We start from the raw sequence: 23,585 nt of genomic DNA, 5'->3' as shown, positions 1-23,585 counted from the left end.
GGACGATGAACGGTCGGATCGGCCGACGCGTCGTCCACGACCGAGCGCGGGGCAACACTGGTGAGGAGTCATAGTTCAGATGAGTTCGGATGGATCGACCGGCACACCGTCCGAATCGGGCGGCCGAGTGGGTGGACGGTCGAGCCGCCCCAGGCCTACCCGTGCACGACCCACCCGACAGCGACCGGCCCGTACGGTCGCGCTGCCGACTCTGCTCGCCGCGGCGGTGGAAAAGAACCCGGACGGTATAGCGGTGGAGTGCGGCACCCGGTCGCTCACCTATCGGGAGATCGACTCTCGGTCGTCCAGGCTGGCCCGGCTGCTCATCGAACGCGGGGTCGGCCCCGAGGATTTCGTGGCACTGGCACTGACCCGTTCGATCGAATCTGTCACGGCCGTGTGGGCCGTGGCGAAGACCGGTGCTGCATTCGTGCCCATCGACCCCAACTACCCAGCCGCCCGCATCACGCACATGGTGAACGACTCCGGCGTGCGAATGGGTGTCACTGCAACACAATTCGAAGAATCGATGCCGACGTCGGTGTCGTGGATCAGTCTCGACTCGTCCGACACCGAAGGCGCACTCCAGGGGTTGTCCGACGATCCCGTCGTGGCGGACGACCGACGGGCACCGATTCGCCCGTCCACGCTCGCGTACGTCATCTACACCTCCGGCTCGACCGGTCTGCCGAAGGGCGTCGCCGTCTCCCACGCCGGGCTGGCACCGCTGACCTCCACTCAGGTCGAGATCTACGGGCTGGACTCCGATTCGCGCACACTGCATTTCGCGTCCCCCAGCTTCGATGCGTCCGTGCTGGAGCTACTGATGGCTGTGGGCGCAGGTTCGACGATGGTCATCGTCCCGCCCGGCGTCTACGGCGGTTCCGATCTGGGTGACATGCTCCGCAGCCACCGCGTCAGCCATGCGTTCATCACCCCGGCGGCGCTGGCCTCACTCGATCCGGCAGAGGTGCCCGACATGCGAGTGCTCGCGATCGGCGGCGAGGCCTTCACCTCGGAACTGATGTCGAAGTGGGCACCGGGCAGACGTTTTCACAACGTCTACGGCCCCACCGAAGCGTCGATGGTGTGCAACATCTCGCCACCCTTGAACGCGGGCGAAGCCGTGCTGCTCGGGCCGTCCACCAAGGACATGGGCTACCACGTGCTCGACGACCGGTTGCGGCAGGTGCCCGCCGGGGTGCCGGGGGAGTTGTATCTGACCGGTGCCGGCCTTGCGCGGGGTTACCATCGACGCTTCGCGCTGACCGCTGCGCGTTTCGTCGCCAATCCGTATGCAGCCGAAGGAAACTCGGAACAGAGCCGACTGTACCGCACCGGTGACCTGGTGCGCTGGCGGGAAGTGGCGTCCGGACGGGCCATCGAATACCTGGGCCGCAACGACTTTCAGGTCCAGATCCGAGGCTTCAGAATCGAACTCGGTGAAATCGACGCCGTTCTCACAGCGCAGGACGGGGTCGATTTCGCGGTGACCCTCGGTCACCGCAGTCCCACCGGCGCAACCGTTCTCGCAGCGTACGTACTGCCGGTGGCAGGGACGGACGTCGACCTGGACCGGGTGCTGGACGAGGCCGGGCGGAGTCTGCCTGCGCACATGGTGCCCTCGGTGATCACACGGATCGATTCGATCCCGCTGACTCCCACCGGCAAGCTGGACCGAGACGCACTGCCGGAACCGGTGTTCGAGGCCGCGGAGTTCCGGTCCCCGTCGACCACTACCGAACATGTGGTGGCCGATATCTTCGTCGAGCTGCTCGGGGTCGAACGGGTCGGCCTGGACGACGACTTCTTCGCACTCGGGGGCAACTCCCTGATCGCCACACAGCTTGCGGCTCGATTGGGTTCGGCTCTGGGCGTTCATGTTCCGGCGCGCTCGGTGTTCGAGTCCTCCACCGTCGAGGCCTTGGCGCAGGCCGCCGATTCGGCGGACGGTCCGGTTCGAGCTGCGCTCGACACGTCGAGGCAGCGGCCCGAGCGCATCCCGCTCTCGTCCGCACAGCAGCGAATGTGGTTTCTCAACCGCCTCGACACCGACTCCGCCCTCAACAACGTGCCGGTCGCTCTGTTGCTCCGCGGAGAACTCGATGTCGACGCGCTGCAGGCTGCCGTGGGGGACGTGGTCGGTCGACACGAATCGTTGCGCACCGTGTACCCGGAGATCGACGGTGTCGGGTATCAACAGGTGCGGGACGAGGCCGAGACGCACGTCGGGATGGACGTGGTCCGCATCGCTCGTGACGACGCGCTCGCTGCGGTCACCCAGTTCTTCACCCGCGGATTCGACGTCACCGTCGAGATCCCGTTTCGTGTCCGGCTGTTCCACATCACGGACCCCGCCGGTGCAGCACCGGAGTACGTGCTGGCCTTCGTTGCCCACCACATCTCGGCGGACGGGCTCTCGATGGCCCCGCTGTCCCGCGACGTCATGACTGCGTACCTCGCGCGGCACGGCGGATCGGCACCGCAGTGGGCACCGCTGCCGGTCCAGTACGTCGACTACACACTCTGGCAACTCGACATGCTCGGCTCCGAATCGGACCCGAAGTCGTTGGCTCGCAAGCAGATCGACTATTGGCGTCGCACGCTCGACGGCCTCCCCGAGCAGTTGGATCTGCCCTCCGACCGGCCGCGCCCGCGGGTCGCATCGGGACAGGGGGCGGTGACGGCGTTCGAGATCGACGCTGCACTGCACGCCCGTGTACTCGAGTGTGCACGCGCGCACGACGCCACCGCGTTCATGGTGGTGCACGCAGCGTTGGCGGTGCTGCTGGCGACGTTGTCCGGGACGTCCGACATCGCCGTGGGAGCACCGGTGGGTGGTCGCGGCGACGCACGGTTGGACGACCTGGTGGGCATGTTCGTCAACACGGTGGTCCTGCGAACGCAGATCGCTCGAGACGCCTCGTTCGGTGCGGTACTCGATGCCGTACGTACGTCCGACCTGGAGGCATTCGACAATGTGGACGTACCCTTCGAGCGTCTCGTCGAGGTACTCGATCCGGTGCGTTCGCAAGGGCGGCACCCGCTGGTCCAGGTAGCGCTGTTCTTCCAGAACTTCTCCCAGGGATCGTTCGAGCTCCCCGATCTGGGCGTCGAGGCATTCGGGTCCGGGGCGGCGTCGGCAAAGTTCGATCTCCAGGTGACGCTCACCGAACTCGGAGACGGCGCAGGTCTGGCCGGCGAGCTGATGTACGCGACGGATCTGTTCGACGAGTCGACGGTGGCGTCGTTCGGGCGACGGTTGGTGGCTGTACTCGAGGCGGTGACCGCTCGTCCGGATGTCGTGGTCGGTGATATCGACGTTCTCGATTCGGCCGAGCGTGAACGAATCATGGTGCGCGGCAATGGCGACGAGGTGGCCGTCGAATCCGCCGAGGTGTTGTTGGACGGCTTCGATCGCGTGGTGGCCGACACGCCCGACGCGGTTGCGATGGTGTTCGGCGAACTGTCGCTGACGTATCGGGAGTTCTCGGCTCGGGTGGACGCGACTGCGCAGCTGTTGCTCGAGTACGGTGCCGGGCCAGGGGTTCTGGTGGGGCTCGCGATGCGGCGGTCCGTCGAGTTGGTGGTCGGCATGTATGCGGTGCTGCGATCGGGCGCGGCATACGTTCCGGTGGACCCGGATCAGCCGACCGAACGTAACGACTACATCCTCGACACGGCCGCTCCGGTGGTCGTGTTGTCCACGGCCAGAGATGGTTTCGTCACGGCGACCGCTGTTCCGGTCGTCGATATCACCGATCCACCGGAGCCGTCCGGGTCGGTGGTGTTTCCGCGTGCCTCCGGGGACAATCTGGCGTACGTGTTGTTCACGTCCGGGTCGACCGGTCGTCCGAAGGGCGTGGCGATCGAACACCGGGCCATCGTCAACCAGATGGCCTGGATGGCGCAGGAATACGGCCTCGATGCGTCGGATGTGTACTTGCAGAAGACGGCGACGACGTTCGACGTCTCGCTGTGGGGCTTCTTCCTGCCGCTGCGAACCGGCGGTCGGTTGATCGTTGCTGCCCCGGGCGCGCAGCGTGACGTCGAGGCGGTCGCCGCCGATATCGCGCGGCACGGGGTGACCGTGACGGACTTCGTGCCGTCGATGCTGACGGTGTTCGTCGAAGCGGTGTCGGCGCAGTCGATCTCGACGCTGCGACATGTTTTCGTCATCGGTGAGGCGCTGCCCGCGGGTACCGTCGATGCCTGGCGGGCAGTGTCGGATGCACGGGTGCACAACCTGTACGGGCCTACCGAGGCGGCGGTCAGCGTCACCTATCGCGATGTCTCCGAGGACGGGGCGGGGTCCGGATCGGTGTCCATCGGTGTGCCCGAGTGGAACACCTCGGTGCACGTGCTGGATTCGCGTCTGCATCCGGTACCGGCGGGCGTTCCGGGGGAGTTGTACTTGGCGGGTGTGCAGTTGGCGCGGGGTTACGTTGCGCGGCCGGACCTATCGGCGGAGCGGTTCGTGGCGAACCCGTTCGACGGCGTGGGGACGCGGATGTACCGGACCGGTGATCTGGTGCGGTGGTCGATGGATGCCGATCGGCTCGAGTACATCGGTCGCACCGATTTTCAGGTCAAGTTCCGTGGGCAGCGAATCGAGTTGGGAGAGATCGAGACTGCGCTGACGGCGCGGTCGTCGGTGAGTCAGGCTGTCGTCGTGGTGTCGCACTCGGCGGTCGGTGAGTCGTTGGTGGCGTACCTGGTTCCTACACCCGGTACCGACATCGACGTCGAGCTCGTTCGGGCGGAGGCAATTTCTGCGCTGCCGTCCTACATGGTTCCGTCGGCCTTCGTGGTGCTCGACGCTCTACCGCTCAACGCTGCGGGAAAGCTGGATCGTCGGGCGCTGCCGAGTCCGGAGTTCGAGACCCGCGAGTTCAGGTCGCCGCAGACACCGGTGGAGGAAGCTGTTGCCGGTGTGTTCGCGGACGTTCTGGGAGTCGAACGCGTGGGACTCGACGACGACTTCTTCTCGCTCGGCGGCAACTCGCTGCTGGCCGTCAAGTTGGTCTCCGAGCTGAAGGGGGCCCTCGGTGGTCGGCCTGTTCCTCTGAACTGGTTGTTCGTGGACGCGTCCGTTGCCTCCCTTGCGGCACGGATCACTGCTGCCACGGCATCGGGAGTCGACGGAGCGGAAGCAAGCGGGCTCGAGGTCCTGATACCTCTACGGGTAGGTGGTTCTTCGGCCCCGCTGTTCTGTATCCACCCCATCGTGGGTCTGTCCTGGGCCTTCGGTGCCCTGGCGTCACACATCGGCGACGACCGTCCGATCTACGGATTGCAGTCGCCCGCGCTGTCCGGTGCAGAACCTGTGCCGCAGTCGATAGAACAGTGGGCTGCGGTATTCGTGGACAAGATTCGCGCCGTGCAACCGTCGGGCCCGTATCACTTGCTGGGGTGGTCCATGGGCGGACTGATCGCGCATGCGATGGCCGTGCAACTGCAACGTGAGGGCCACGAGGTCTCGACGTTGGCCATGATGGACTCGTTCGTTGCGGGTGGGTCGGACCACCTCGTCGACAGGCCGGTATCGGCGGACGAGATTTTCGGCGGGCTGGGTGTCGGTGCGGACAACCACCTCGAGATCGGTGAACTCACGGTCGACTCCGTGGCCGAACTGTTGAAGTCGATGCCGGCACCTTTCGACTCGATTTCCCGCGAACGGGTCGCCGGGATCCTCGACGGGATCGCACAATCGGCACAGCTCATCGAAACCTATGTGCCACAGACCTTCACAGGACGGGCGCTGCTGTTCGCATCGGTCACCGACGATCCCACGGGCAACGTGGCGGCGGCGACATGGCGCGGTGCGCTGAGCGAGGGCATGACGGTCGTCCCGGTCCATTCGACGCACTGGCAGATGGCGTCGTCGCCGGCATCGACCGAGATCGGGCCCGTGCTGGACGCGGAATTGCACCGGTAGTCCACACGCAACGACGAAGGCCTCACGACACCGTGTCGTGAGGCCTTCGTCGTTGCGTGTGGAGAATGTTCAGCAGGGTGCGGGCGTGGTGGTTGCGTAATCGGGATCGAGTGCGGTCTTCACCATGTACAGGGGAGCGGGATCGGCGACGAGACCGACGTGGGACGTCGTCGCCGTGGGGCACACGTCCTGAACCCAGACGTTGTGCACCATCGCAGGGTCGCCGGACTTGAGGAAGGTGTTCGCGGGCGGTGTCGAGACGGTGTCGTTGCGCGTGGCGATGACGGTGTACTCGACCCCTGGTTCGACGTCTCCGCCTTCGTTCAAGCTCGTCAGCGTCGTCGAACCGACGAGTTGCTGGGCACCCGCCATGTTGTATGTCAGGGGGGTGAGTGCGTCGCCGGGCAGGCCGAGAGAGGTGAGCAGTTCGGAGAGCTGCTGCAAACCACCGAAGGTCGTGCCGTGGTTGGTGGCGCCCAGTGTGACCAGTGTGTGCACCTTGTTGCGGGCGGGGTCCTGCGCATCGGTGCCGCCATCGAACTTCATGTACTGCCGAGTGGCGGTGCCACCCTGCGAATGGCCGACCATGTCGACTTGCTCGGCACCGGTCGCCGCGAGCACTTCGTCGACGAAACGGCCGATCTGACGGCCCGACTCAGCGATGTCGCCGGAGCCCCAGATGGTCGTGCCCGGGTCGAGCAGCAGCGATACTCCGCCGTAGTTGGGTGCGAAGACGCAGTAGCCCTCGCTCTTCAGCTGCGGTGCCAGGATCTTCCACGTGGACGCATCCATCTTGGTTCCGTGGACGAGCACGACCGGACGGGGATGGGCCGCGCTGGGAACACAGCCGAAGTCGTTGGCACCCTCGAGGGTAGGCGTGGCAGAAACCGAGGTTCCGGTGGGCGAGGGCGCAGCGACCGCTGTGCCCGTCCCGGTGAAGGACAGGGCACCGGCCACCGCGACAGCAATCGCCGTGGGCAATACTCTCGTGAACTTCTTCGGCATGGCCTCTATCTCGTCCGGGGCGTGGGAATCCGCCGCTGTCACCTGCATCTGCGTCACCGACCGTAACAGCCGGACACACAGGCGTAACAGGCGTGCAGGTCAAGGGTGCCGGTCGGGCAGGCCGGTCGGCGAGCCCGTGTGGTGGACATCACCAACCGATGGCTCCGTATCTGATTCCTGCGCGAAGCTCGCCGACCCGGATGACGAACGCACGCAGCCAATGGCCGCGTGACATCCCGGTCAGCGACGTCGGCAGCAGGGGATTGCGCAGCAGCAGCGCCATCCACCAGGACGCGACTCGGCGCACTTTCAGTGCCGGGCAACCCTGCGGCCGGTAGATTCCGCGAAGCTTGGCGAAGCCGAACCCGAGGCGAAACGACTGGCGCAGGAGAGGGCGTAGCTCGTCACGCAGTCGATACGCCACTACGGCCTCGGTACTGAACCCCAAGGTGTAACCCGCCAGTTGCGCGCGCCAACTGAACTCGACATCCTGGCTTGCTCGGTAGCGGTTGTCCATGCCGCCGAGATCGCTGTACACCGATGCCCAGCAGGCCATACTCGCGCCGATCGCGAACGGCAGGAAGTCGGTGCGGCCCTGGTTCTCCGGCGCTGTCGTGGGAGTCCACGACAGCGCCCGAACGCTGTTCAGCGTGTCGGTTTCGACCGCAGTACCGACCACATCGAACGACGACGCCTCCTGTACGAGCGTGGTGAGCCACGACGAGTGCACGACATCGTCCGAGTCGCAGAACGCCAACAGATCGCCGGACGCCTCCCGGGCACCGCAGTTGCGTGCGTAACCCGCTCCGGTCTCGCGGGAAGCATCGACCGACCTGAGCCGCAGCCGCTCTCGCAAAGGATGAGTGAGTACGTATTCGCCGAGGTCCCCGCCTCGCGTGTTGTCCGCAACGAGCACCTCGAACGGAAACCCGACATCCTGATCGGCTAGAGCCTGCAACTGTGCGTCCAAGTGCGGATCGAGGCCGCCGACAGGAATGATCACCGATACCGACGGATGCTCAGGTCGTGCCCGGTCGACCACAACGAATCCCCCAACGTAGAAATGTCGGCCCGGACTACGCGATCAGCCCGACGCAGATGCCTTCTTGTACCCCCGAATCGCAGGGTAGAGGAAGATCACGACCATTCCCAGAGACCACGCGAGAGTTTGGAGAATCGGAGTCATGACGGGCCCTCCGAGTGCCAGCGCGCGCATCGCGGAGACCGCAACCGACATCGGCTGCGCTGCAACCACCGGCTGCAGCCAGAGCGGATACGCGAGGACGGGGACGAACCCCGCATTGAAGAACATCAACAACGTGCAGAAGATCGACACCACTTCGACCAGTGGTGCGTCGCCGGCCACCGTGGCGAGGAACGTGACCATGACTGCGAACCCGATACCGAACACGACAGGAATCAGCAGCAACAAGATGCCGGCCTGAATTCCCTGGGTGAACCTGAACCCCAGCGCTACACCGGCACAGATGATGACCACGGTGGTCACGAGCACCCGAACTGCTTCGGCAATCATCCTGCCCAGTAGGCCGGCCGCACGGTGAGTGGGCGTTGTCCAGAACCGAGCCAACAGACCCGACTTTCGTTCGCCCTTGAGGCCGACAGCGCTGACGATGGACCCGAACATGGCTCCGACCAGAGCGATCATCGGCACCTGGCCGTAGATCGCCGGCGATCCGGTGGCCGCGGAGATCGAGTTCCCGAGCACGACACGGAACATGACCAGCATCAACGCGGGGTACAGCAACGCCTGAATCATCGTCGACGGATCGCGCATCCATCGCATCAGAAGTCGCTTGGCCTGGATCAGGCTGTGTGTCCCGAGCGCACGAACGGACCCTTCTCGCAGGGCCATGTTGGGTTCGGGAAAGGTCAGGTTGGATACGCGTGCAGCGTTCACCGACGCTTCTGCCATCGTCATCTCGGACTCGTCATTCTGGTCTCGAGCTCGCCCAGATGGCGAGCGGGACGAAGAACAGGAGCAGGCCGGCCACCCAGGCGAGGGATGGCCACAACACCTGGAAGCTGACTCCGCCCTCGGCCATGTCGCGCATAGCGAACGAGAACTGAGAAATCGGTTGATTGCGAACGAACGGTCGAATGAGTTCCGGGAAGCCGCTCTCGGGAACGAACCCGCACGAGGCCATGCCGAGGATGAGCTGGGGCAGGGTCAACACCTGGCTGGTCGCTTCGGGGCTCTTCGACAGCGTTCCGATTGCGTCGGCACCGATCGACAACGTGGTGCTGATCAGCATGGCGAGCGCGCAGAACAGCAGGGCCTGCCCGAATCCTGCGGAGAAGCGAAAGCCGATGACGTAGCCGAAACCGAGTGCGGATACGAGCGATACCAGTGAACGGACGACACCGCTCGAGATTCGCGACACCAGCGGGACGCCGCGTACGACGGGCATCGTCTTCAACCGAGAGTTGAGTCCACTCATCGCCTCCGTCGATGCCCTCTGCGCGGCGGAGATGGCGGTGAACGCCATTGCCTGCAGCACGATGATCGGCATCAGAAACTGTGCGTAGTCGATGCCCTGCAGGCCCATCACGAACTTGAGCGGAAGGTAGAAGCCGATAGTGAAGATCAGCGGAGCGATGACCGCGATCAGCAGCTCGCCCTGGGTGAGCATCGTCCACAGTGCACGCCCGGTCAGCGCCTGCCACTGCACGAAGCCGGACGGCCGCGTTCGTGACCGGCGTTTGGGCTGTTGCGTCGTCGACCCGGTGGTTGTCCGGGGAGCGGTGACCGCACGCGTATTCGAGACGCCTCGCGTCGTGGCCGTCACGGCGTGGGGCTCGCTTGCGAATGGCCGGTGAGGGTGAGGAAGACGTCGTCGAGCGAGGGGCGGCGCAACGCGATGTCGGCCAGCACGATGCCACGGGCGTCGATACGGCGGAGGATCTCGGACAAGGTTGCGGCACCGTCGGGGGCAGGCACGGACAGGCGGTCGGATGCGGCAGTGATCTCGGCGTGCACCGCCGGAGGCACCATCTCACCCAGCGCCTCGGCCGCTGCTCGTAGCTGACCCGGATCGAGAGGCACCACTTCGCAGTAGCTACCGCCGGTCATGGCCTTGAGCTGATCCGACGTACCTTCGGCGATAACTGTGCCCTTGTCGATGACGATGATGTTGTCGCTCAGTACGTCTGCCTCTTCGAGATATTGCGTCGTCAGCAACACGGTGATGCCCTGCGCCTTCAGTGCCTCGACCAACGACCACACACCCTGTCGGCTCCGAGGGTCGAGTCCGGTGGTCGGCTCGTCCAGGAACACGACTTCGGGACGCACGACCAGGCCACATGCGATGTCGATACGACGGCGCATGCCGCCGGAGTAGCCGCGGACCGGACGCTTGCCGGTATCGGACAGGTCGAATTCGTCGAGCAGGGCCTTGGCGCGAGCCTTGGCAGCCTTCTTGTCCAGACCCATGAGGCGGCCGAACAATTCGATGTTCTCGCGCCCCGAAAGAGTGTCGTCGAGGGCGGCGTACTGACCCGTCATCATGATCGATCGCCGCACCGCGGGAGCGTCGGCAGCAACATCGTGGCCGGCGACGAAGGCTCGGCCGCTGTCGGGCGCGATCAGCGTCGACAGCACTTTGACAGTCGTGGTCTTGCCCGCACCGTTGGGGCCGAGGATGCCGAGTACGGTTCCCCGCTCGGCCGAGAAGCTGATGCCGCGCAGCGCATGCACATCGCCGAAGGACTTGTGTACGTCCTCCACGTGTACGGCTGCGTGCTGAGCTGACGACATCGGATCTCCGAGCTGTGGGGTGAATGGGGCCGGGGCAGTGCCGGGGCCCGTGGAGGGGAGGGCCACTACTTGATACGGGAACTGCCGGGAAATGTTACCTGTGGATTGCAGTCGCAGATGTTCTGCCGTCAGCCCCAATCGATATCGATACTGTCCTCGACGTCCAGCTTGCGGCACAGGGATCGCAGTCCGCTGTAGTCCTGAACCAGCGCTCGACGGCTCTTGTCGGCCTCGACGTCGGCGATCATGGCCTCGGCTCCGCGGACACCTTCGAGTTCGAGAATGCGCGCCCACGTCGAGAAGTCGCTGCTCGAGAACGCATCCATGCCGTCGACGAGACCGTCGAGAAACCTCTGTCGATCGTTGGATCCGAGCCTGTCGAAGACGATCGCCGCCATGTCGTCGGCAATCGATGCGTGGCAGTACTCGTCGCGATTGTGGAGCTTGACCGTCGCCCGATTGATCGGCTGAATGACGTCGTCGTCCTCGATCAGATCGAGGTACGACGTGATGGAAATCTCTGCGACCGTCATGAAGGCGAGCGAGCTGATCGCCGCAGACCACGGGTCGTCGCTCTTCGCCTGAGCGGTCCGCTGGCGACGGACGGTGGAACTGAACGGCAGGGATCGTTCGGACAACGCCCAACCGCGACCGCGACGGGTCGCCGCACTGGCGTTGAGGTGCATCAGCGTGTGGTACTGCTCGTCCACCATGGCCTGAGTCACCGCGACCGCGAGGGTGTCGCCCATCCCGGTCTCGAACACATCCTGGGCGAGCAGGGAAAATCCCGGGTGAACGACGTGCTGCTCGACATCCATCACGTTCTTGTTGAACGCGATCCAGCCCCAGGCCCGCAGCCGATCCTGCTGTTCCGGTTCGGCACCGAGGAATGTGTCGTGTTCTCCGAACGGGATCAAGGCGTCGGGAAAATCTCGCTTGGTCGTGTCGAACAAATCGTCCAACTGGGGTTCGGGCTTCTTGACGGTGGCACGCTGCGACCAGTTCTTCGCCAACCGCGCTACGACCGCGCTCTCGACGACATCGTGGGGGTCGTGCTCCGGCAAGGTCGGCTGTTCCAACATCGTGTGCCCCGCCTCCGCGTCCGGACCGGCGATCACGAATTGTCGCCGGAACCTCGAACGATACCGAACAACTCGGCACAGACGGATCGATAGCGATCGGCGGAGCTGCCGAGGGCGCTGCCTGCTCGGTTCATCAGTTCGGCGAACTCGGACTCCGAGCCGGATTCGACGGTCTCGCCGAGCAGTTGCGTCGCGCGGCGCAACGCCGCCCGCGCGTCGGCGGCGTGTGGGTTACCTGCCTGAACGTCCCAGTACACCTCGGGCTCCCCACCGGTGATGCGTGCGAGGACGGCGAGCATCGTCGTGTGCGGGGGAGGAGCGACGGCGTCGATGTCGGCGAACGGCAGATCGAGCTCGGCCAGGGCGAGCCCGAACGCGAGAACACTGGCGTGGGTGAGCGCTTGGGTCGCCGCAGCGAGTCGGTCGTGACGCTCGGCGTCGAGGAGAACGGTCCGGCCACCCCAGTGCTGCAGTCTGTCGACGAACGCGTCGGCCGAGCTGCCGGGTCGGTGCACGACGACGGCAACGGGGCGTCTGTTCATGCCCAGGGACGGCGCGAACATCGGGTTGATGCCCAGCGTCGGGCCGAGGTGTCCGCCGCGGCCGGCGTACTGCGAGTAGCCGGACTTGACCGACAACGTCTCCACCAGCAGTGCATCGGGGCGTACCGCGGTCAGATCGGCCGACAGTGCCACGGACTCGGGCACAGCGAGAACGATCGTCGACGCAGTCGACAGTGCAGCTGTGACGCGGTGGTCGGGTGCGGTGATGTCGCCGACGAGCGTCGCGGCGTCGACCGATGTCGAAGCGGCTCGGGCGTCGACGACGGTCACCTGCACGCCGTCGCCGCGCAGGAGGTCGACCAATAGCCGGCCGACGGCGCCGGAGCCCCCGACCACCACTACCGAGTTCTGCTGCTCCGACCGCGTCACCGTGTCCATCGGTCGAGTATGTCAACGAGAGGCTGCAGATACCCAGATCGTGATGTCGGCGTGCACCACCTCGACGCCCGCGGTGTCACGGATGGCAACCGGCACGACGATCTCGCATCCGTCGGTGACGGTCGCGAAATCGGGAATGGTCTCGAGTTCTGCCACCGCGCGCAGCGACGTGGTCGCCTTCGTCAGGTACTGGACGGTCATCGACTTGGGGATCCAGCGGTGCGACGTCGGAACGGTGGCCTCGGCCAGCATCCCCATCGCAACCTCGGCGAGGTTGCACGCGGCGATCGCGTGGAACGTGCCGAGGTGGTTGCGGATACCCAGCCATTTCGGGGCAGTGACCTCGCAGCGCCCCGGTTCCAGCGCAACCACCCGCGGCAGCACCGACGCGAAGTAGGGCACCCGTAGACACATGCCGATGGAGAACACGGTGGATCCGATAGTGTTGTTCGGGAGCTTCGACCAGGCTCGATACGTGGCCCCGGTGGTGGTTGCGACTGTGTTCATGGGCTTACCTTACTGCTGAGTAAGGTCGTGCGGAGCGTATGGATCGACCCCGAGTTGATCTGTCGCGCACACTGCGGCATACTGGTCGGGTTGCCTGGACACGGGACGCGCTTGCGTGCGGCCTGAACCAGGTGAGTCGATCGAGAGATCGGCTGTGCAGAACATGAGACCAGCGCTCCACGTGAGCGCGTCCGGACCACCAGCTCGATCGGTGTGGGTTTCCTCCCTCGGATGGTTGAAGCGAAAGTTTCAGCGCAGAAGAATGAGCGGAATCGCGACACGCCCGACCGCGTGGACCGGAGAACCATGACAGATGAAGAGCGGCAACGGATACAGGTCACGCCTGGTCGTCAACGTTTTTCACTGTCGTGTGTGCACGAAGGCAGTTCGAGTCGGAGGGATTCCCCCGGCTCGGGGACTGTGCAGACGAGGTGGAGCAGGCCGAACGGCCCGTTCTACGACCAAGCGGCAAGAAAAGGACACTAAGCGTGGCGGGACAAAAGATCCGCATCAGGCTCAAGGCCTACGACCATGAGGCGATCGACGCGTCAGCGCGCAAGATCGTCGAAACGGTCACCCGTACGGGTGCCCGCGTCGTCGGACCGGTGCCGTTGCCGACAGAAAAGAACGTGTACTGCGTCATCCGTTCGCCGCACAAGTACAAGGACTCGCGCGAACACTTCGAGATGCGTACTCACAAGCGGCTCATTGACATCCTCGACCCGACACCGAAGACGGTGGACGCGCTCATGCGCATCGACCTCCCGGCCAGTGTCGACGTCAACATCCAGTGAGCGCGGAGACAACGATGACTGATAACAAGAACCGGCCTGCGACAGGAATTCTGGGCACCAAGCTCGGAATGACCCAGGTCTTCGACGAGAACAACCGCGTCGTTCCGGTGACCGTGATCAAGGCAGGCCCCAACGTGGTCACCCAGATCCGCACCCAGGAGCGTGACGGCTACAGCGCCGTCCAGGTCGCATTCGGTGCGATCGACCCGCGCAAGGTGAACAAGCCCACCACCGGCCAGTTCGAGAAGGCAGGTGTCACGCCGCGTCGCCACATCGTGGAGATTCGCGTTGCCGACGCCTCGCAGTTCGAGGTCGGCCAGGAGCTCACGGCTGCAGTGTTCGAGGACGGCGCATACGTCGACGTCACCGGCACCAGCAAGGGCAAGGGCTTCGCCGGAACCATGAAGCGTCACGGCTTCAAGGGACAGGGCGCGAGCCACGGTGCACAGGCTGTGCACCGTCGTCCCGGATCCATCGGTGGCTGTGCAACGCCGGGTCGCGTGTTCAAGGGAATGCGCATGTCCGGACGTATGGGTGGCGACCGCGTCACGACGCAGAACCTCTCGGTCCACAAGGTGGACAGCGAGAACGGTCTGCTGCTGATCAAGGGAGCGATCCCGGGCCGTCGCGGCAACGTCGTGATCGTCAAGTCTGCATTGAAGGGTGGTGCACGGGCATGACCAGCCTCGAGAAGAACACCGAGACCAAGCTGACGCTCGATGTCAAGGAAGCCGGCGGCAAGACCAACGGCACCGTCGATCTCCCCGCGGAGATCTTCGACGCACCGGCGAACATCGCGCTGCTGCACCAGGTCGTCATCGCACAGCTGGCAGCTGCTCGTCAGGGAACCCACTCCACGAAGACTCGTGGCGAGGTTCGCGGCGGCGGCAAGAAGCCGTACCGGCAGAAGGGCACCGGCCGCGCCCGTCAGGGCTCGACCCGCGCTCCTCAGTTCGTCGGCGGTGGCACGGTCCACGGACCGCAGCCGCGCGACTACAGCCAGCGGACCCCCAAGAAGATGAAGGCCGCCGCACTGCGCGGAGCCCTCTCCGATCGGGCCCGCAGCGAGCGCCTGCACGTCATCACCGAATTGGTTGCCGGACAGGTTCCGTCCACCAAGGGTGCGAAGACGTTCCTCGCCGAGATCTCGGACCGCAAGAAGGTCCTGCTCGTCGTCGGCCGCGAGGACATCGCAGCCTGGAAGAGCGTTCAGAACCTGGACGGCGTGCACCCCATCGCACCCGACCAGCTCAACACGTACGACGTGCTCAACGCCGATGATGTCGTTTTCAGCGTGGAAGCGCTGAACACCTTCATCGCTGGGCCTGCAAAGAACGAGGAGGCAAGCAAGTGACCACGATCGCCGATCCCCGCGACATCTTGCTGGCACCGGTCATCTCCGAGAAGTCCTACGGACTGATCGAAGAAGGCACGTACACGTTCCTGGTGCACCCGGACTCGAACAAGACGCAGATCAAGATTGCCGTCGAGAAGATCTTCGACGTCACCGTGACCAGCGTCAACACGATGAACCGTCAGGGCAAGCGTAAGCGGACCCGGTTCGGTTACGGCAAGCGCAAGGACACCAAGCGCGCGCTCGTAACGCTCTCCGCCGACAGCAAGCCCATCGAGATCTTCGGAGGTCCGGTCGCGTAAGCGACTGGGACTCTTCGGATATAGAGGACGAGAAGACTCATGGCAATCCGTAAATACAAGCCGACAACCCCGGGCCGTCGTGGCTCCAGCGTGTCCGACTTCGCTGAGATCACGCGTTCGACCCCCGAGAAGTCGCTGATCCGCCCGCTGCACGGTCGCGGTGGACGTAACGCACACGGTCGTATCACCACCCGGCACAAGGGTGGCGGTCACAAGCGTGCGTACCGTCTCATCGATTTCCGTCGCAACGACAAGGACGGCGTGCCGGCCAAGGTCGCTCACATCGAGTACGACCCCAACCGCACCGCGAACATCGCACTGCTGCACTTCGCAGACGGCGAGAAGCGCTACATCGTCGCACCCAAGGGCATCGCCCAGGGCTCGCCGATCGAGCAGGGTGCCAATGCCGACATCAAGCCCGGCAACAACCTGCCCCTGCGCAACATCCCGACGGGTACGACCATTCACGCGGTCGAGCTCCGTCCGGGTGGTGGCGCGAAGATGGCCCGCTCCGCCGGAGCGAGCATCCAGCTCCTCGGTAAGGAAGGCCCCTACGCCACGCTGCGTATGCCGTCCGGTGAAATCCGTCGCGTCGACGTGCGCTGCCGCGCAACCGTCGGCGAGGTCGGCAACGCCGAGCAGTCGAACATCAACTGGGGCAAGGCCGGCCGCATGCGCTGGAAGGGCAAGCGCCCGACCGTTCGTGGTGTCGTGATGAACCCGGTCGACCACCCGCACGGTGGCGGCGAGGGCAAGACCTCCGGTGGACGCCACCCGGTCAGCCCCTGGGGACAGCCTGAAGGCCGTACCCGCAAGAACAAGGCGAGCGACAAGCTCATCGTCCGTCGTCGTCGTACCGGCAAGAACAAGCGCTAGGAGGGAGTTCAGAATGCCACGCAGCCTGAAGAAAGGCCCGTTCGTAGACGATCACCTCCTCGCGAAGGTTGACGTCCAGAACGACAAGGGAACCAAGCAGGTCATCAAGACCTGGTCCCGTCGATCGACAATCCTCCCCGACTTCATCGGTCACACTTTCGCCGTCCACGACGGTCGCAAGCACGTACCGGTGTTCGTGTCCGACTCGATGGTCGGCCACAAGCTCGGAGAGTTCGCACCGACCCGCACGTTCAAGGGTCACATCAAGGACGACCGGAAGGCGAAGAGGCGATGACCAACTTCACCCCCACCGCCAATCCGACTGCCAAGGCCGTAGCGAAGCACGTTCGCGTCACGCCGATGAAGGCACGTCGCGTCGTGGATCTGGTTCGTGGGCGCTCCGTCGAGGACGCGCTCAACATCCTCAAGTTCGCGCCGCAGGCAGCGAGCGAGCCGGTCGCCAAGGTGATCGCGTCCGCAGCCGCCAACGCCGAGAACAACCTGGATCTCGATCCCAGCACGCTGATCGTCGCTACTGCATTCGTCGACGAGGGCACGACCCTCAAGCGATTCCAGCCGCGTGCTCAGGGCCGGGCATTCCGGATCCGCAAGCGCACCAGCCACATCACGGTGATCGTCGAAAGCCTGCCCAAGACCGGCGGAACGTCTCGTAACCGTCGTAAGGGCCAGGCGTCCAAGGAAGGGGCTCAGTAGTGGGTCAGAAAATCAACCCGCACGGCTTCCGCTTGGGTATCACCACTGACTGGAAGTCGCGTTGGTACGCAGACAAGCAGTACTCGGAGTACGTCAAGGAAGACGTCGAGATCCGCAAGCTCCTCGCCACCGGCATGGAGCGCGCGGGTATCGCCAAGGTCGAGATCGAGCGCACTCGTGACCGTGTTCGCGTGGACATCCACACGGCACGTCCGGGCATCGTCATCGGTCGCCGTGGTGCCGAGGCCGACCGCATCCGCGGAGCGCTCGAGAAGCTGACCGGCAAGCAGGTTCAGCTCAACATCCTCGAGGTCAAGAACGCCGAGTCCGAAGCTCAGCTCGTGGCCCAGGGTGTTGCCGAGCAGCTCAGCAATCGCGTCGCATTCCGTCGCGCGATGCGTAAGGCCATCCAGTCGGCCATGCGTCAGCCGAATGTCAAGGGCATTCGTGTTCAGTGCTCCGGCCGTCTCGGTGGCGCTGAAATGTCTCGCTCGGAGTTCTACCGCGAGGGACGCGTTCCCCTGCACACGCTCCGTGCCGACATCGACTACGGGCTGTACGAGGCCAAGACCACCTTCGGCCGCATCGGCGTCAAGGTCTGGATCTACAAGGGCGACATCGTCGGCGGACGGCGTGAACTCGCTGCCGCTGCGGCTCCGGCCGCCGGTGCAGACCGTCCCCGTCGTGAGCGTCCCACTCGTCCGCGTCGCAGCGGTGCCTCGGGCACCACGGCGACCAGCACCGAGGCCGGCCGCGCGGCATCCGCAACCGAGGCTCCGGCCTCGACCGAGCCCACTCAGGAGGGCTGACGCATGTTGATCCCCCGCCGGGTCAAGCACCGCAAGCAGCACCACCCGAAGCGTTCGGGTGCCGCCAAGGGCGGAACTCAGGTGACATTCGGTGACTACGGCATTCAGGCTCTCGAGCCCGCCTACATCACCAACCGTCAGATCGAGTCCGCTCGTATCGCGATCACTCGCCACATCAAGCGTGGCGGCAAGGTCTGGATCAACATCTTCCCGGACCGCCCGCTCACCAAGAAGCCTGCCGAGACCCGCATGGGTTCCGGTAAGGGTTCGCCCGAGTGGTGGATCGCGAACGTCAAGCCGGGTCGCGTGCTCTTCGAGCTGTCGTACCCCGACGAGACCATTGCGCGTGAGGCACTGACTCGCGCCATCCACAAGCTGCCCATCAAGGCACGCATCATCACCAGGGAGGAGCAGTTCTGATGGCTACCGGAACCCCAGCCGCAGAGCTCCGCGAGCTCACCGGTGAAGAGCTGGTCACCAAGCTGCGTGAGTCGAAGGAAGAGCTGTTCAACCTTCGTTTCCAGATGGCTACCGGCCAGTTGGACAACAACCGTCGACTGCGCACCGTCCGTCACGAGATCGCGCGCATCTACACCGTCCTGCGCGAGCGTGAGCTCGGCTTGGCATCTGGTCCTTCCGAGGACACTGCAGGTGACGCGGCATGAGCGAGGAAAAGACTGTGACTGAAGAGCGCAACAACCGCAAGACTCGGATCGGCTACGTCGTATCCGACAAGATGGAGAAGACGATCGTCGTCGAGCTCGAGGACAGGGTCAAGCACCCCCTCTACAGCAAGATCATTCGTCGCACCACCAAGGTCAAGGCACATGACGAGAAGGGCGACGCCGGCGTAGGCGATCGCGTTCAGCTCATGGAGACCCGTCCGCTGTCCGCCACGAAGCACTGGCGACTGGTCGAGGTTCTCGAAAAGGCCAAGTAGTACCTGCACAAAAATGCCCGCTCCCTTCCCGGGGGCGGGCATTTGTGCTTTCCGAAGCATGCGGCCTACCTGCCCAGCAAGCCGCCCAGTGCTCCGCCGACGCCTGCTTGCTCACCGCCACCGGTACCGCCGACCAGTCCACCCGGCGGCTGTTCCGACGGCTGCACCACCACGAACCCCTGGCCGGCGAATTCCAGCGTGAACCTCTCTCCGGTCGAGCGGCCGATCAACGTTCCGAGCCCGAATGAGTCGTTCTTCTTCACTCTCGTCTGCAGAGACGACGACCACGCAACTGCTGCCTGCGGGTCGGCGAACGTCGGCTGGTCGACGTTCAGGACGACCGGCACTCCGTCGGTGGTGATGGCGATACGGCCCCGACCGGTGAACACACAGTTGAAGAACCCCGCGTTTCCACCCGCAGCGGCACCCTGGACACGCTTGATGTCGTAACTCAGCGAGGAGTCGAACGCGAGAACGTTGGCCCCGTTGATGGTGAGCCCGTCCGTACCGTCGAGATCGATCAGATGGACGTCCTGTGCGGCGTTGGCGAGGAACAGGTCGCCCTGGCCCGTGACCTTCATCAGAGGGACGCCTTCGCCGGACAGGGCTTGTTTGAGGGCTCGACCTATACCCCCGGAGCCCTTGGCCTCGAACTGCAGAGTGCCCTGGTACGCGACCATCGAGCCGGCCCGAGCCATGATCTCGCCGTTCATGCCGACCCGGCACATCTTGCTGCCCTGTTTCTGAATCCCCGATCCGGGAACTTCGGCGTGGGCGGGCGCGAACAGTTCACTTCTCATGGTCAGGACTCCTTGTGGGACAGGTGAATTCACGATCGCTTCGCTTCGGTGCGAGGGTGGTGCCGTCGGTGCCTCGGGTGTGGGCGGATCGTCGTCCTCGACGCTGATACCGAACGCGGTGGCCAGGCCCGCCAACCCATCGGCGTACCCCTGGCCCACCGCCCGGATTTTCCATTGCTGGTTGCGGCGATAGAACTCCAGGATGACGAGAGCACTCTCGTCGCCGAGTGCGTCGGCGGTGAATCCGACGATCGCACCGCCCGACGCGTCGGAGACGGTCGCCGATGTCGGTCCGGCGGCAGCGAACGTTGCCGGACCGGTACCGTCCAGCGATGCCGCGATGGCAACGGTCTCGATATCGGCTGGAATCGCGGAGGGATCGATCAGGACGAGATGGCCGGACGGCCCGCGCTGGTACTCGAGGCCCGCGCCCTCGGGTTGGTTGTAGAACACCAGATCCGCGTCCGAACGCACCCGTCCGTCCGGCCCCAACAGCAGCGCGGACACGTCGACCGACGTCGAGGCGGCAAGTGTCACCGTCAGCCGGCCGGTCGGAGCGGGGCAGTTCTCCCCGCGAGCGAGGTTTTTCATCGGATCCAGTGTGCCAGTGTCGACGCGTGCTGTCAGGAACGCGCGAGTTCGATGACTTCTTCCTCGGTCGGCGGGCTCTTCGGGTGGTAGGACAGGCACAGGGGAGTGGCGGTTCGCCGGAACTCTGCGCCCTCGACGGCAGCGTAGAACTGCCCCGCGGGCAAACGGCCGACATCGGGTACCGAGCCGCCTTTGACGCGGGCCATCTCCTTGGCCGCCTCGACCTGGGACGGGCTGTTGAGCAGCCCGTAGAACTGCGTCGACGCGTTTCCGGCGATGCGGTTGTGCAACCCCTTCGGTGCCTGCGTGGCAAACACGAGACCGAGACCGTACTTACGCGCCTGCGACGCCAGCGCAAGTGTGCTGTGTGTCGCTGCGGTCGTGCGATCGGAGGGGGCGAAGTTCTGCGCCTCGTCCATCACGAACAGTCCGCCGAGCGGCCGGTCACCCGCCGGGTTCTTCTTGATCCAGGAGAACAGGCCCATCTGCAGCTGATTGACGAAGCTCTGCTTCTGCTCGTCGGTGGTCAGGCCCGCAAGATTGATCACCGATACTCGGGCCTTCTTTCCGTCGGCCGGAGTCAGCAGCACTGCCGGGTCGACCGGGGTGCCCGCCCCTGCGAACATGGGGTCGTTGGCCACGGCAGCCTTCAGATTTTCGGCCAGTCCCTGCGCGATCCGTACGGCATCGCGCAGATCGCTGGTGTCCTCGGGCAATTCTTCGAGCAGGTCGATGAAGTCCGCCAGCGTGCCGCCCTGTGGGCGTCGACCGAAGAGATCGAGCGCCGACTTCAGCACTGCGCGGCCGTGTTTCGCCTTCTGGGAAGTACCCAGGACGCCGGCGGCGGGCTCGAGCGACGCCAATGCGGATTCGACGGAGGAATCGAACTCGTCGGCATCACCGAGAACGCTGACGAAATCGGGCAGTGGCTGAAAGCTCAGCGGTCGGCCCGCCGACTTGCGGGGCGTCCACACCACGACGTCGGTGTCGCGTAGATACGCCGTCGCCTTGGCCTCGTCGCCCGGCGGCCACGTCCGTTCGTCCTCGGGCCACGCGGTGCCGAGGCGAGCCAGGTCGTTGTTGACGTCCAACACGATCGCCGAAACACCTTGCAGCGCACATTCTTCCACCAGTCGGCGAATCAGTACCGTCTTCCCCGATCCGGAACCCGCGAAGATCGCTGTGTGCTTACGGAGCGCCTCGAGTTGGATTGCGACGTCCGCACCGGTGCTCACTTCCGACCCGGCGACGATCGACGGCCGGCGGCTCGCAATCGGTTCGGCCGCGACGGTGTTCTCGGGTTCGATCAATGCGGTGTCGTCGTCGACGACGCTGACTGCAGGCAACACGGAGGAGAACAGTTCGACCTCGTGTGCGGGCTTGCGCGCGAGCAACCACGACGTGAGAGCGGGGGAGTTCTCGGCCAGCAGCACCGACAGAGCCGCCAAGGCCCTGCGGTCCTCGTCGCCGAACGGCACGACAATGCCGCCTGCACGTCGCAGAGCGGCGACGGTCTGCTCGGTCTTCGCGCCATTGGGCCACGGGTCGTTTCTGATGAGGATCAGTCGCCGTTTCGGCATGTCTGCCCTGAGGCCGGCCGTGGTCACCGCACGCTCCACACGGGCCAACGCGGCCCTGGCATTGCCGGAGGTGACCGCGCGGAAGCACCAGTGCTCCTCGTCGTCCGTATCGGTGTCGACGGTGTGGCGTAGCCGAGCGTGCAGAGCAGGCTTGCCGCTCGGGGGCGGGTCCTGGGCAAGGCTGTCGTCCGAGGACTGATGCTCGTGGATCCACGCGGTCAGGCCCGCAGACAGGAGTACGGGGACGATCGAGTCCTCACTGTCGGGCTTCAGCGGAATGGAGACGTCGACCTGTTTGCGCAGTTGTGCGTAGCGATCGTCGAGTATGTCGAGTTCGTCGACCCGTGCTTTGGGGAGGTCCTGCGCATCCGCGGGCCCGGACTTGTCCGTGAAACTCTCCAACTCCGACGCGACGCCGGTGTCGAGGCAGTGCCTGATGTGACGGTCGACCGCGATCAGCAGCTGCCGCGGAGTGAAGTCCGGGGCCTGCTCGAATGCGTCGGGTGCCACCGGCCACGTCGGATGCGGCGGGGTGAAGCCGGCCTCGAGAAAGCACGCCGCCAGACGTCGTCCCAGTAACAGGCGTCCGATGTCGGACGACGGAATCGGCTTGAGAGGCTGCGTCACTCGGAAGCGGTCGCGCATCGGTGCCACGCCGCGGGCAGCGATCAACTCCCACGCGCTCGACAGTGCCGAGAGAACCGACGCGGTGCGAGGAAGCGTTTCGCGCAGCGACATCAGACCGTGCGCCAGTTGCTCGACGACCTTGTCTTCCTGTGCGTCGGCGAACTCCTGATCCGATCCCGTTCGGGATTGCGCGACCAACGTGTCGATCTGGTCTATCGCGAGAATTGTCGGACCGGTGATGGCCAGCAGTCGTGAGATGTTCTCGGCAATGCCTTGGTGACCGAGCTCGGCCCGGCGGATTCCCCAGGGCGAGAATTCTTCGGCATCGACGTCGTCGATCGACTGCAGGTATGCGTCACCGAGATCCTGGACGGCCGAATCGGGGGCGATGGACAGCACCAAGGCGCGCAGCGTGTGCTGCGAGGTACGCCGATGTCGGGGGTGGACCTTGTATACGGCGGTGACGAAGTCGTTCAGCGTCTCGGCGTCGATCATGTTCTCGCCCATGATCTTTGCGCGTTGTTCGTCGGGAATGTCACCGATCGTGCACAAGCGACGCAGCAGAAGTGCGAGTTGGCTGTCGGATCCTTGGCCGGAGTGCCGCATCAGGTCGTCGAGCATCCCCATGAGAGTCGACCGCCAGAAGCCCGCGGCGTCGAGCAGCCTGATCAGGAAGAAGTACCCGCCCTTCTGCTGCACCTCCTCGCGCACCTGCCCCAGCAGATGCGTCTTGCCGGATCCGGCCGGCCCGCGTACGACGACTCCGAGCGGACTGGCGTCATCCGACGTCTCCGCGTCGTCGTAGGCGTTCATCACCTCGAGGAACACCCGCTCGTGCATGCCGGGAACGTGCACGTTGGACTGCGAACGCCACACGTCGTCGGGGGTCGGGGCCCAGCTCAGCCGTACCGATTCCAGAGCCCGGATCTGCTCGTTGTCCGTCATCGTGG

Annotated in this window: 22 protein-coding genes; 12 read left to right on the top strand and 10 right to left on the bottom strand. The window is 64.9% G+C overall.

Annotated elements, in window-relative coordinates:
* Window positions 1–79: 79 nt before the first annotated feature.
* On the top strand, window positions 80–5,938 hold the full coding sequence (locus CH278_RS12180; RefSeq protein WP_094621982.1) for an amino acid adenylation domain-containing protein: 5,859 nt from the start codon (window positions 80–82) through the stop codon (window positions 5,936–5,938).
* A gap of 69 nt (window positions 5,939–6,007) precedes the next feature.
* Here CH278_RS12180 and CH278_RS12175 read toward each other — a convergent pair whose 3' ends face one another.
* The 8 genes from CH278_RS12175 to CH278_RS12140 all read right to left on the bottom strand — a co-directional run bounded on the left by CH278_RS12175 (window position 6,008) and on the right by CH278_RS12140 (window position 13,248).
* The gene (locus tag CH278_RS12175) at window positions 6,008–6,943 is read right to left on the bottom strand and encodes an esterase/lipase family protein (RefSeq protein ID WP_032365693.1); all 936 of its coding nucleotides are present in this window, start codon (window positions 6,941–6,943) and stop codon (window positions 6,008–6,010) included.
* A gap of 148 nt (window positions 6,944–7,091) precedes the next feature.
* Window positions 7,092–7,946, bottom strand: coding sequence for a glycosyltransferase (locus CH278_RS12170; RefSeq protein ID WP_176458062.1), 855 nt, complete (start codon window positions 7,944–7,946; stop codon window positions 7,092–7,094).
* A gap of 81 nt (window positions 7,947–8,027) precedes the next feature.
* Window positions 8,028–8,882, bottom strand: coding sequence for an ABC transporter permease (locus tag CH278_RS12165; protein ID WP_094621981.1), 855 nt, complete (start codon window positions 8,880–8,882; stop codon window positions 8,028–8,030).
* A gap of 10 nt (window positions 8,883–8,892) precedes the next feature.
* On the bottom strand, window positions 8,893–9,750 hold the full coding sequence (locus tag CH278_RS12160; RefSeq protein WP_032365639.1) for an ABC transporter permease: 858 nt from the start codon (window positions 9,748–9,750) through the stop codon (window positions 8,893–8,895).
* Window positions 9,747–10,718, bottom strand: coding sequence for a daunorubicin resistance protein DrrA family ABC transporter ATP-binding protein (locus CH278_RS12155; protein ID WP_027496305.1), 972 nt, complete (start codon window positions 10,716–10,718; stop codon window positions 9,747–9,749). Before CH278_RS12155 ends, CH278_RS12160 begins: the two co-directional genes overlap by 4 nt.
* Window positions 10,719–10,846: 128 nt before the next feature.
* Window positions 10,847–11,800 carry an AurF N-oxygenase family protein gene (locus tag CH278_RS12150; RefSeq protein ID WP_094622017.1) on the bottom strand — a complete coding sequence of 318 codons (954 nt, stop codon included), beginning with the start codon at window positions 11,798–11,800 and terminating at the stop codon, window positions 10,847–10,849.
* Window positions 11,801–11,832: 32 nt separating this feature from the next.
* Window positions 11,833–12,741 (bottom strand): prephenate dehydrogenase dimerization domain-containing protein, encoded by a 909-nt coding sequence (locus CH278_RS12145; protein WP_094621980.1) that lies wholly within the window; start codon window positions 12,739–12,741, stop codon window positions 11,833–11,835.
* Between the two features lie 12 nt (window positions 12,742–12,753).
* Window positions 12,754–13,248, bottom strand: coding sequence for a hotdog fold domain-containing protein (locus tag CH278_RS12140; protein WP_032365637.1), 495 nt, complete (start codon window positions 13,246–13,248; stop codon window positions 12,754–12,756).
* 488 nt (window positions 13,249–13,736) lie between these two features.
* Between CH278_RS12140 and rpsJ the strand changes: the two genes are divergently transcribed.
* Genes rpsJ through rpsQ form a run of 11 tightly spaced genes read left to right on the top strand, consistent with a single transcriptional unit; the run spans window position 13,737 to window position 19,037 of the window.
* Window positions 13,737–14,042 (top strand): 30S ribosomal protein S10, encoded by a 306-nt coding sequence (rpsJ, locus tag CH278_RS12135; protein WP_003938093.1) that lies wholly within the window; start codon window positions 13,737–13,739, stop codon window positions 14,040–14,042.
* Between the two features lie 14 nt (window positions 14,043–14,056).
* A complete protein-coding gene (rplC, locus tag CH278_RS12130; RefSeq protein ID WP_027496309.1) occupies window positions 14,057–14,722 on the top strand; it encodes a 50S ribosomal protein L3 in 666 nt (221 codons plus the stop codon).
* A complete protein-coding gene (rplD, locus tag CH278_RS12125; RefSeq protein ID WP_008718317.1) occupies window positions 14,719–15,396 on the top strand; it encodes a 50S ribosomal protein L4 in 678 nt (225 codons plus the stop codon). The genes rplC and rplD overlap by 4 nt, the downstream gene beginning before the upstream one ends.
* A complete protein-coding gene (rplW, locus tag CH278_RS12120) occupies window positions 15,393–15,698 on the top strand; it encodes a 50S ribosomal protein L23 (RefSeq protein WP_027496310.1) in 306 nt (101 codons plus the stop codon). The genes rplD and rplW overlap by 4 nt, the downstream gene beginning before the upstream one ends.
* A gap of 39 nt (window positions 15,699–15,737) precedes the next feature.
* A complete protein-coding gene (rplB, locus tag CH278_RS12115; RefSeq protein ID WP_008718311.1) occupies window positions 15,738–16,574 on the top strand; it encodes a 50S ribosomal protein L2 in 837 nt (278 codons plus the stop codon).
* Window positions 16,575–16,587: 13 nt separating this feature from the next.
* Window positions 16,588–16,869 (top strand): 30S ribosomal protein S19, encoded by a 282-nt coding sequence (gene rpsS / locus CH278_RS12110; RefSeq protein WP_008718309.1) that lies wholly within the window; start codon window positions 16,588–16,590, stop codon window positions 16,867–16,869.
* Window positions 16,866–17,288, top strand: a complete 423-nt coding sequence (gene rplV, locus CH278_RS12105; RefSeq protein ID WP_027496311.1) for a 50S ribosomal protein L22 — start codon at window positions 16,866–16,868, stop codon at window positions 17,286–17,288. Before rpsS ends, rplV begins: the two co-directional genes overlap by 4 nt.
* Window positions 17,288–18,097, top strand: a complete 810-nt coding sequence (gene rpsC, locus CH278_RS12100; RefSeq protein WP_027496312.1) for a 30S ribosomal protein S3 — start codon at window positions 17,288–17,290, stop codon at window positions 18,095–18,097. Before rplV ends, rpsC begins: the two co-directional genes overlap by 1 nt.
* A 3-nt stretch (window positions 18,098–18,100) precedes the next feature.
* On the top strand, window positions 18,101–18,517 hold the full coding sequence (gene rplP / locus CH278_RS12095; protein WP_027496313.1) for a 50S ribosomal protein L16: 417 nt from the start codon (window positions 18,101–18,103) through the stop codon (window positions 18,515–18,517).
* Entirely contained in the window at window positions 18,517–18,762 is a 246-nt protein-coding gene (gene rpmC / locus CH278_RS12090) for a 50S ribosomal protein L29 (protein ID WP_027496314.1), read from the top strand. The genes rplP and rpmC overlap by 1 nt, the downstream gene beginning before the upstream one ends.
* Window positions 18,759–19,037: a 30S ribosomal protein S17 gene (rpsQ, locus tag CH278_RS12085; protein ID WP_027496315.1), complete on the top strand. Its 279-nt coding sequence runs from the start codon at window positions 18,759–18,761 to the stop codon at window positions 19,035–19,037. The genes rpmC and rpsQ overlap by 4 nt, the downstream gene beginning before the upstream one ends.
* 65 nt (window positions 19,038–19,102) lie before the next feature.
* Here rpsQ and CH278_RS12080 read toward each other — a convergent pair whose 3' ends face one another.
* Window positions 19,103–20,428 (bottom strand): AIM24 family protein, encoded by a 1,326-nt coding sequence (locus CH278_RS12080; RefSeq protein ID WP_094621979.1) that lies wholly within the window; start codon window positions 20,426–20,428, stop codon window positions 19,103–19,105.
* Window positions 20,429–20,460: 32 nt separating this feature from the next.
* Entirely contained in the window at window positions 20,461–23,580 is a 3,120-nt protein-coding gene (locus CH278_RS12075) for a helicase HerA domain-containing protein (protein ID WP_094622016.1), read from the bottom strand.
* Window positions 23,581–23,585: the final 5 nt, after the last annotated feature.

The sequence above is a fragment of the Rhodococcus sp. 05-2254-5 genome (assembly GCF_002258575.1).
In the GTDB taxonomy this organism is placed as follows: Bacteria; Actinomycetota; Actinomycetes; order Mycobacteriales; family Mycobacteriaceae; genus Rhodococcoides; species Rhodococcoides fascians.
The sequence above is the reverse complement of the archived record's forward strand: the minus strand, read 5'-3'. Positions and strand labels throughout refer to the sequence as shown.

What these genes read in the sequence shown, in the direction of transcription:
- CH278_RS12180 (WP_094621982.1), top strand. Translation starts at nt 80, where the DNA reads ATGAGTTCGGATGGATCGACCGGCACACCGTCCGAATCGGGCGGCCGA.
- CH278_RS12175 (WP_032365693.1), bottom strand. Translation starts at nt 6,943, where the DNA reads ATGCCGAAGAAGTTCACGAGAGTATTGCCCACGGCGATTGCTGTCGCG.
- CH278_RS12165 (WP_094621981.1), bottom strand. Translation starts at nt 8,882, where the DNA reads ATGACGATGGCAGAAGCGTCGGTGAACGCTGCACGCGTATCCAACCTG.
- CH278_RS12155 (WP_027496305.1), bottom strand. Translation starts at nt 10,718, where the DNA reads ATGTCGTCAGCTCAGCACGCAGCCGTACACGTGGAGGACGTACACAAG.
- CH278_RS12150 (WP_094622017.1), bottom strand. Translation starts at nt 11,800, where the DNA reads ATGTTGGAACAGCCGACCTTGCCGGAGCACGACCCCCACGATGTCGTC.
- CH278_RS12145 (WP_094621980.1), bottom strand. Translation starts at nt 12,741, where the DNA reads ATGGACACGGTGACGCGGTCGGAGCAGCAGAACTCGGTAGTGGTGGTC.
- CH278_RS12140 (WP_032365637.1), bottom strand. Translation starts at nt 13,248, where the DNA reads ATGAACACAGTCGCAACCACCACCGGGGCCACGTATCGAGCCTGGTCG.
- rplC (WP_027496309.1), top strand. Translation starts at nt 14,057, where the DNA reads ATGACTGATAACAAGAACCGGCCTGCGACAGGAATTCTGGGCACCAAG.
- rplD (WP_008718317.1), top strand. Translation starts at nt 14,719, where the DNA reads ATGACCAGCCTCGAGAAGAACACCGAGACCAAGCTGACGCTCGATGTC.
- rplB (WP_008718311.1), top strand. Translation starts at nt 15,738, where the DNA reads ATGGCAATCCGTAAATACAAGCCGACAACCCCGGGCCGTCGTGGCTCC.
- rpsS (WP_008718309.1), top strand. Translation starts at nt 16,588, where the DNA reads ATGCCACGCAGCCTGAAGAAAGGCCCGTTCGTAGACGATCACCTCCTC.
- rplV (WP_027496311.1), top strand. Translation starts at nt 16,866, where the DNA reads ATGACCAACTTCACCCCCACCGCCAATCCGACTGCCAAGGCCGTAGCG.
- rplP (WP_027496313.1), top strand. Translation starts at nt 18,101, where the DNA reads ATGTTGATCCCCCGCCGGGTCAAGCACCGCAAGCAGCACCACCCGAAG.
- rpmC (WP_027496314.1), top strand. Translation starts at nt 18,517, where the DNA reads ATGGCTACCGGAACCCCAGCCGCAGAGCTCCGCGAGCTCACCGGTGAA.
- rpsQ (WP_027496315.1), top strand. Translation starts at nt 18,759, where the DNA reads ATGAGCGAGGAAAAGACTGTGACTGAAGAGCGCAACAACCGCAAGACT.
- CH278_RS12080 (WP_094621979.1), bottom strand. Translation starts at nt 20,428, where the DNA reads ATGAAAAACCTCGCTCGCGGGGAGAACTGCCCCGCTCCGACCGGCCGG.
- CH278_RS12075 (WP_094622016.1), bottom strand. Translation starts at nt 23,580, where the DNA reads ATGACGGACAACGAGCAGATCCGGGCTCTGGAATCGGTACGGCTGAGC.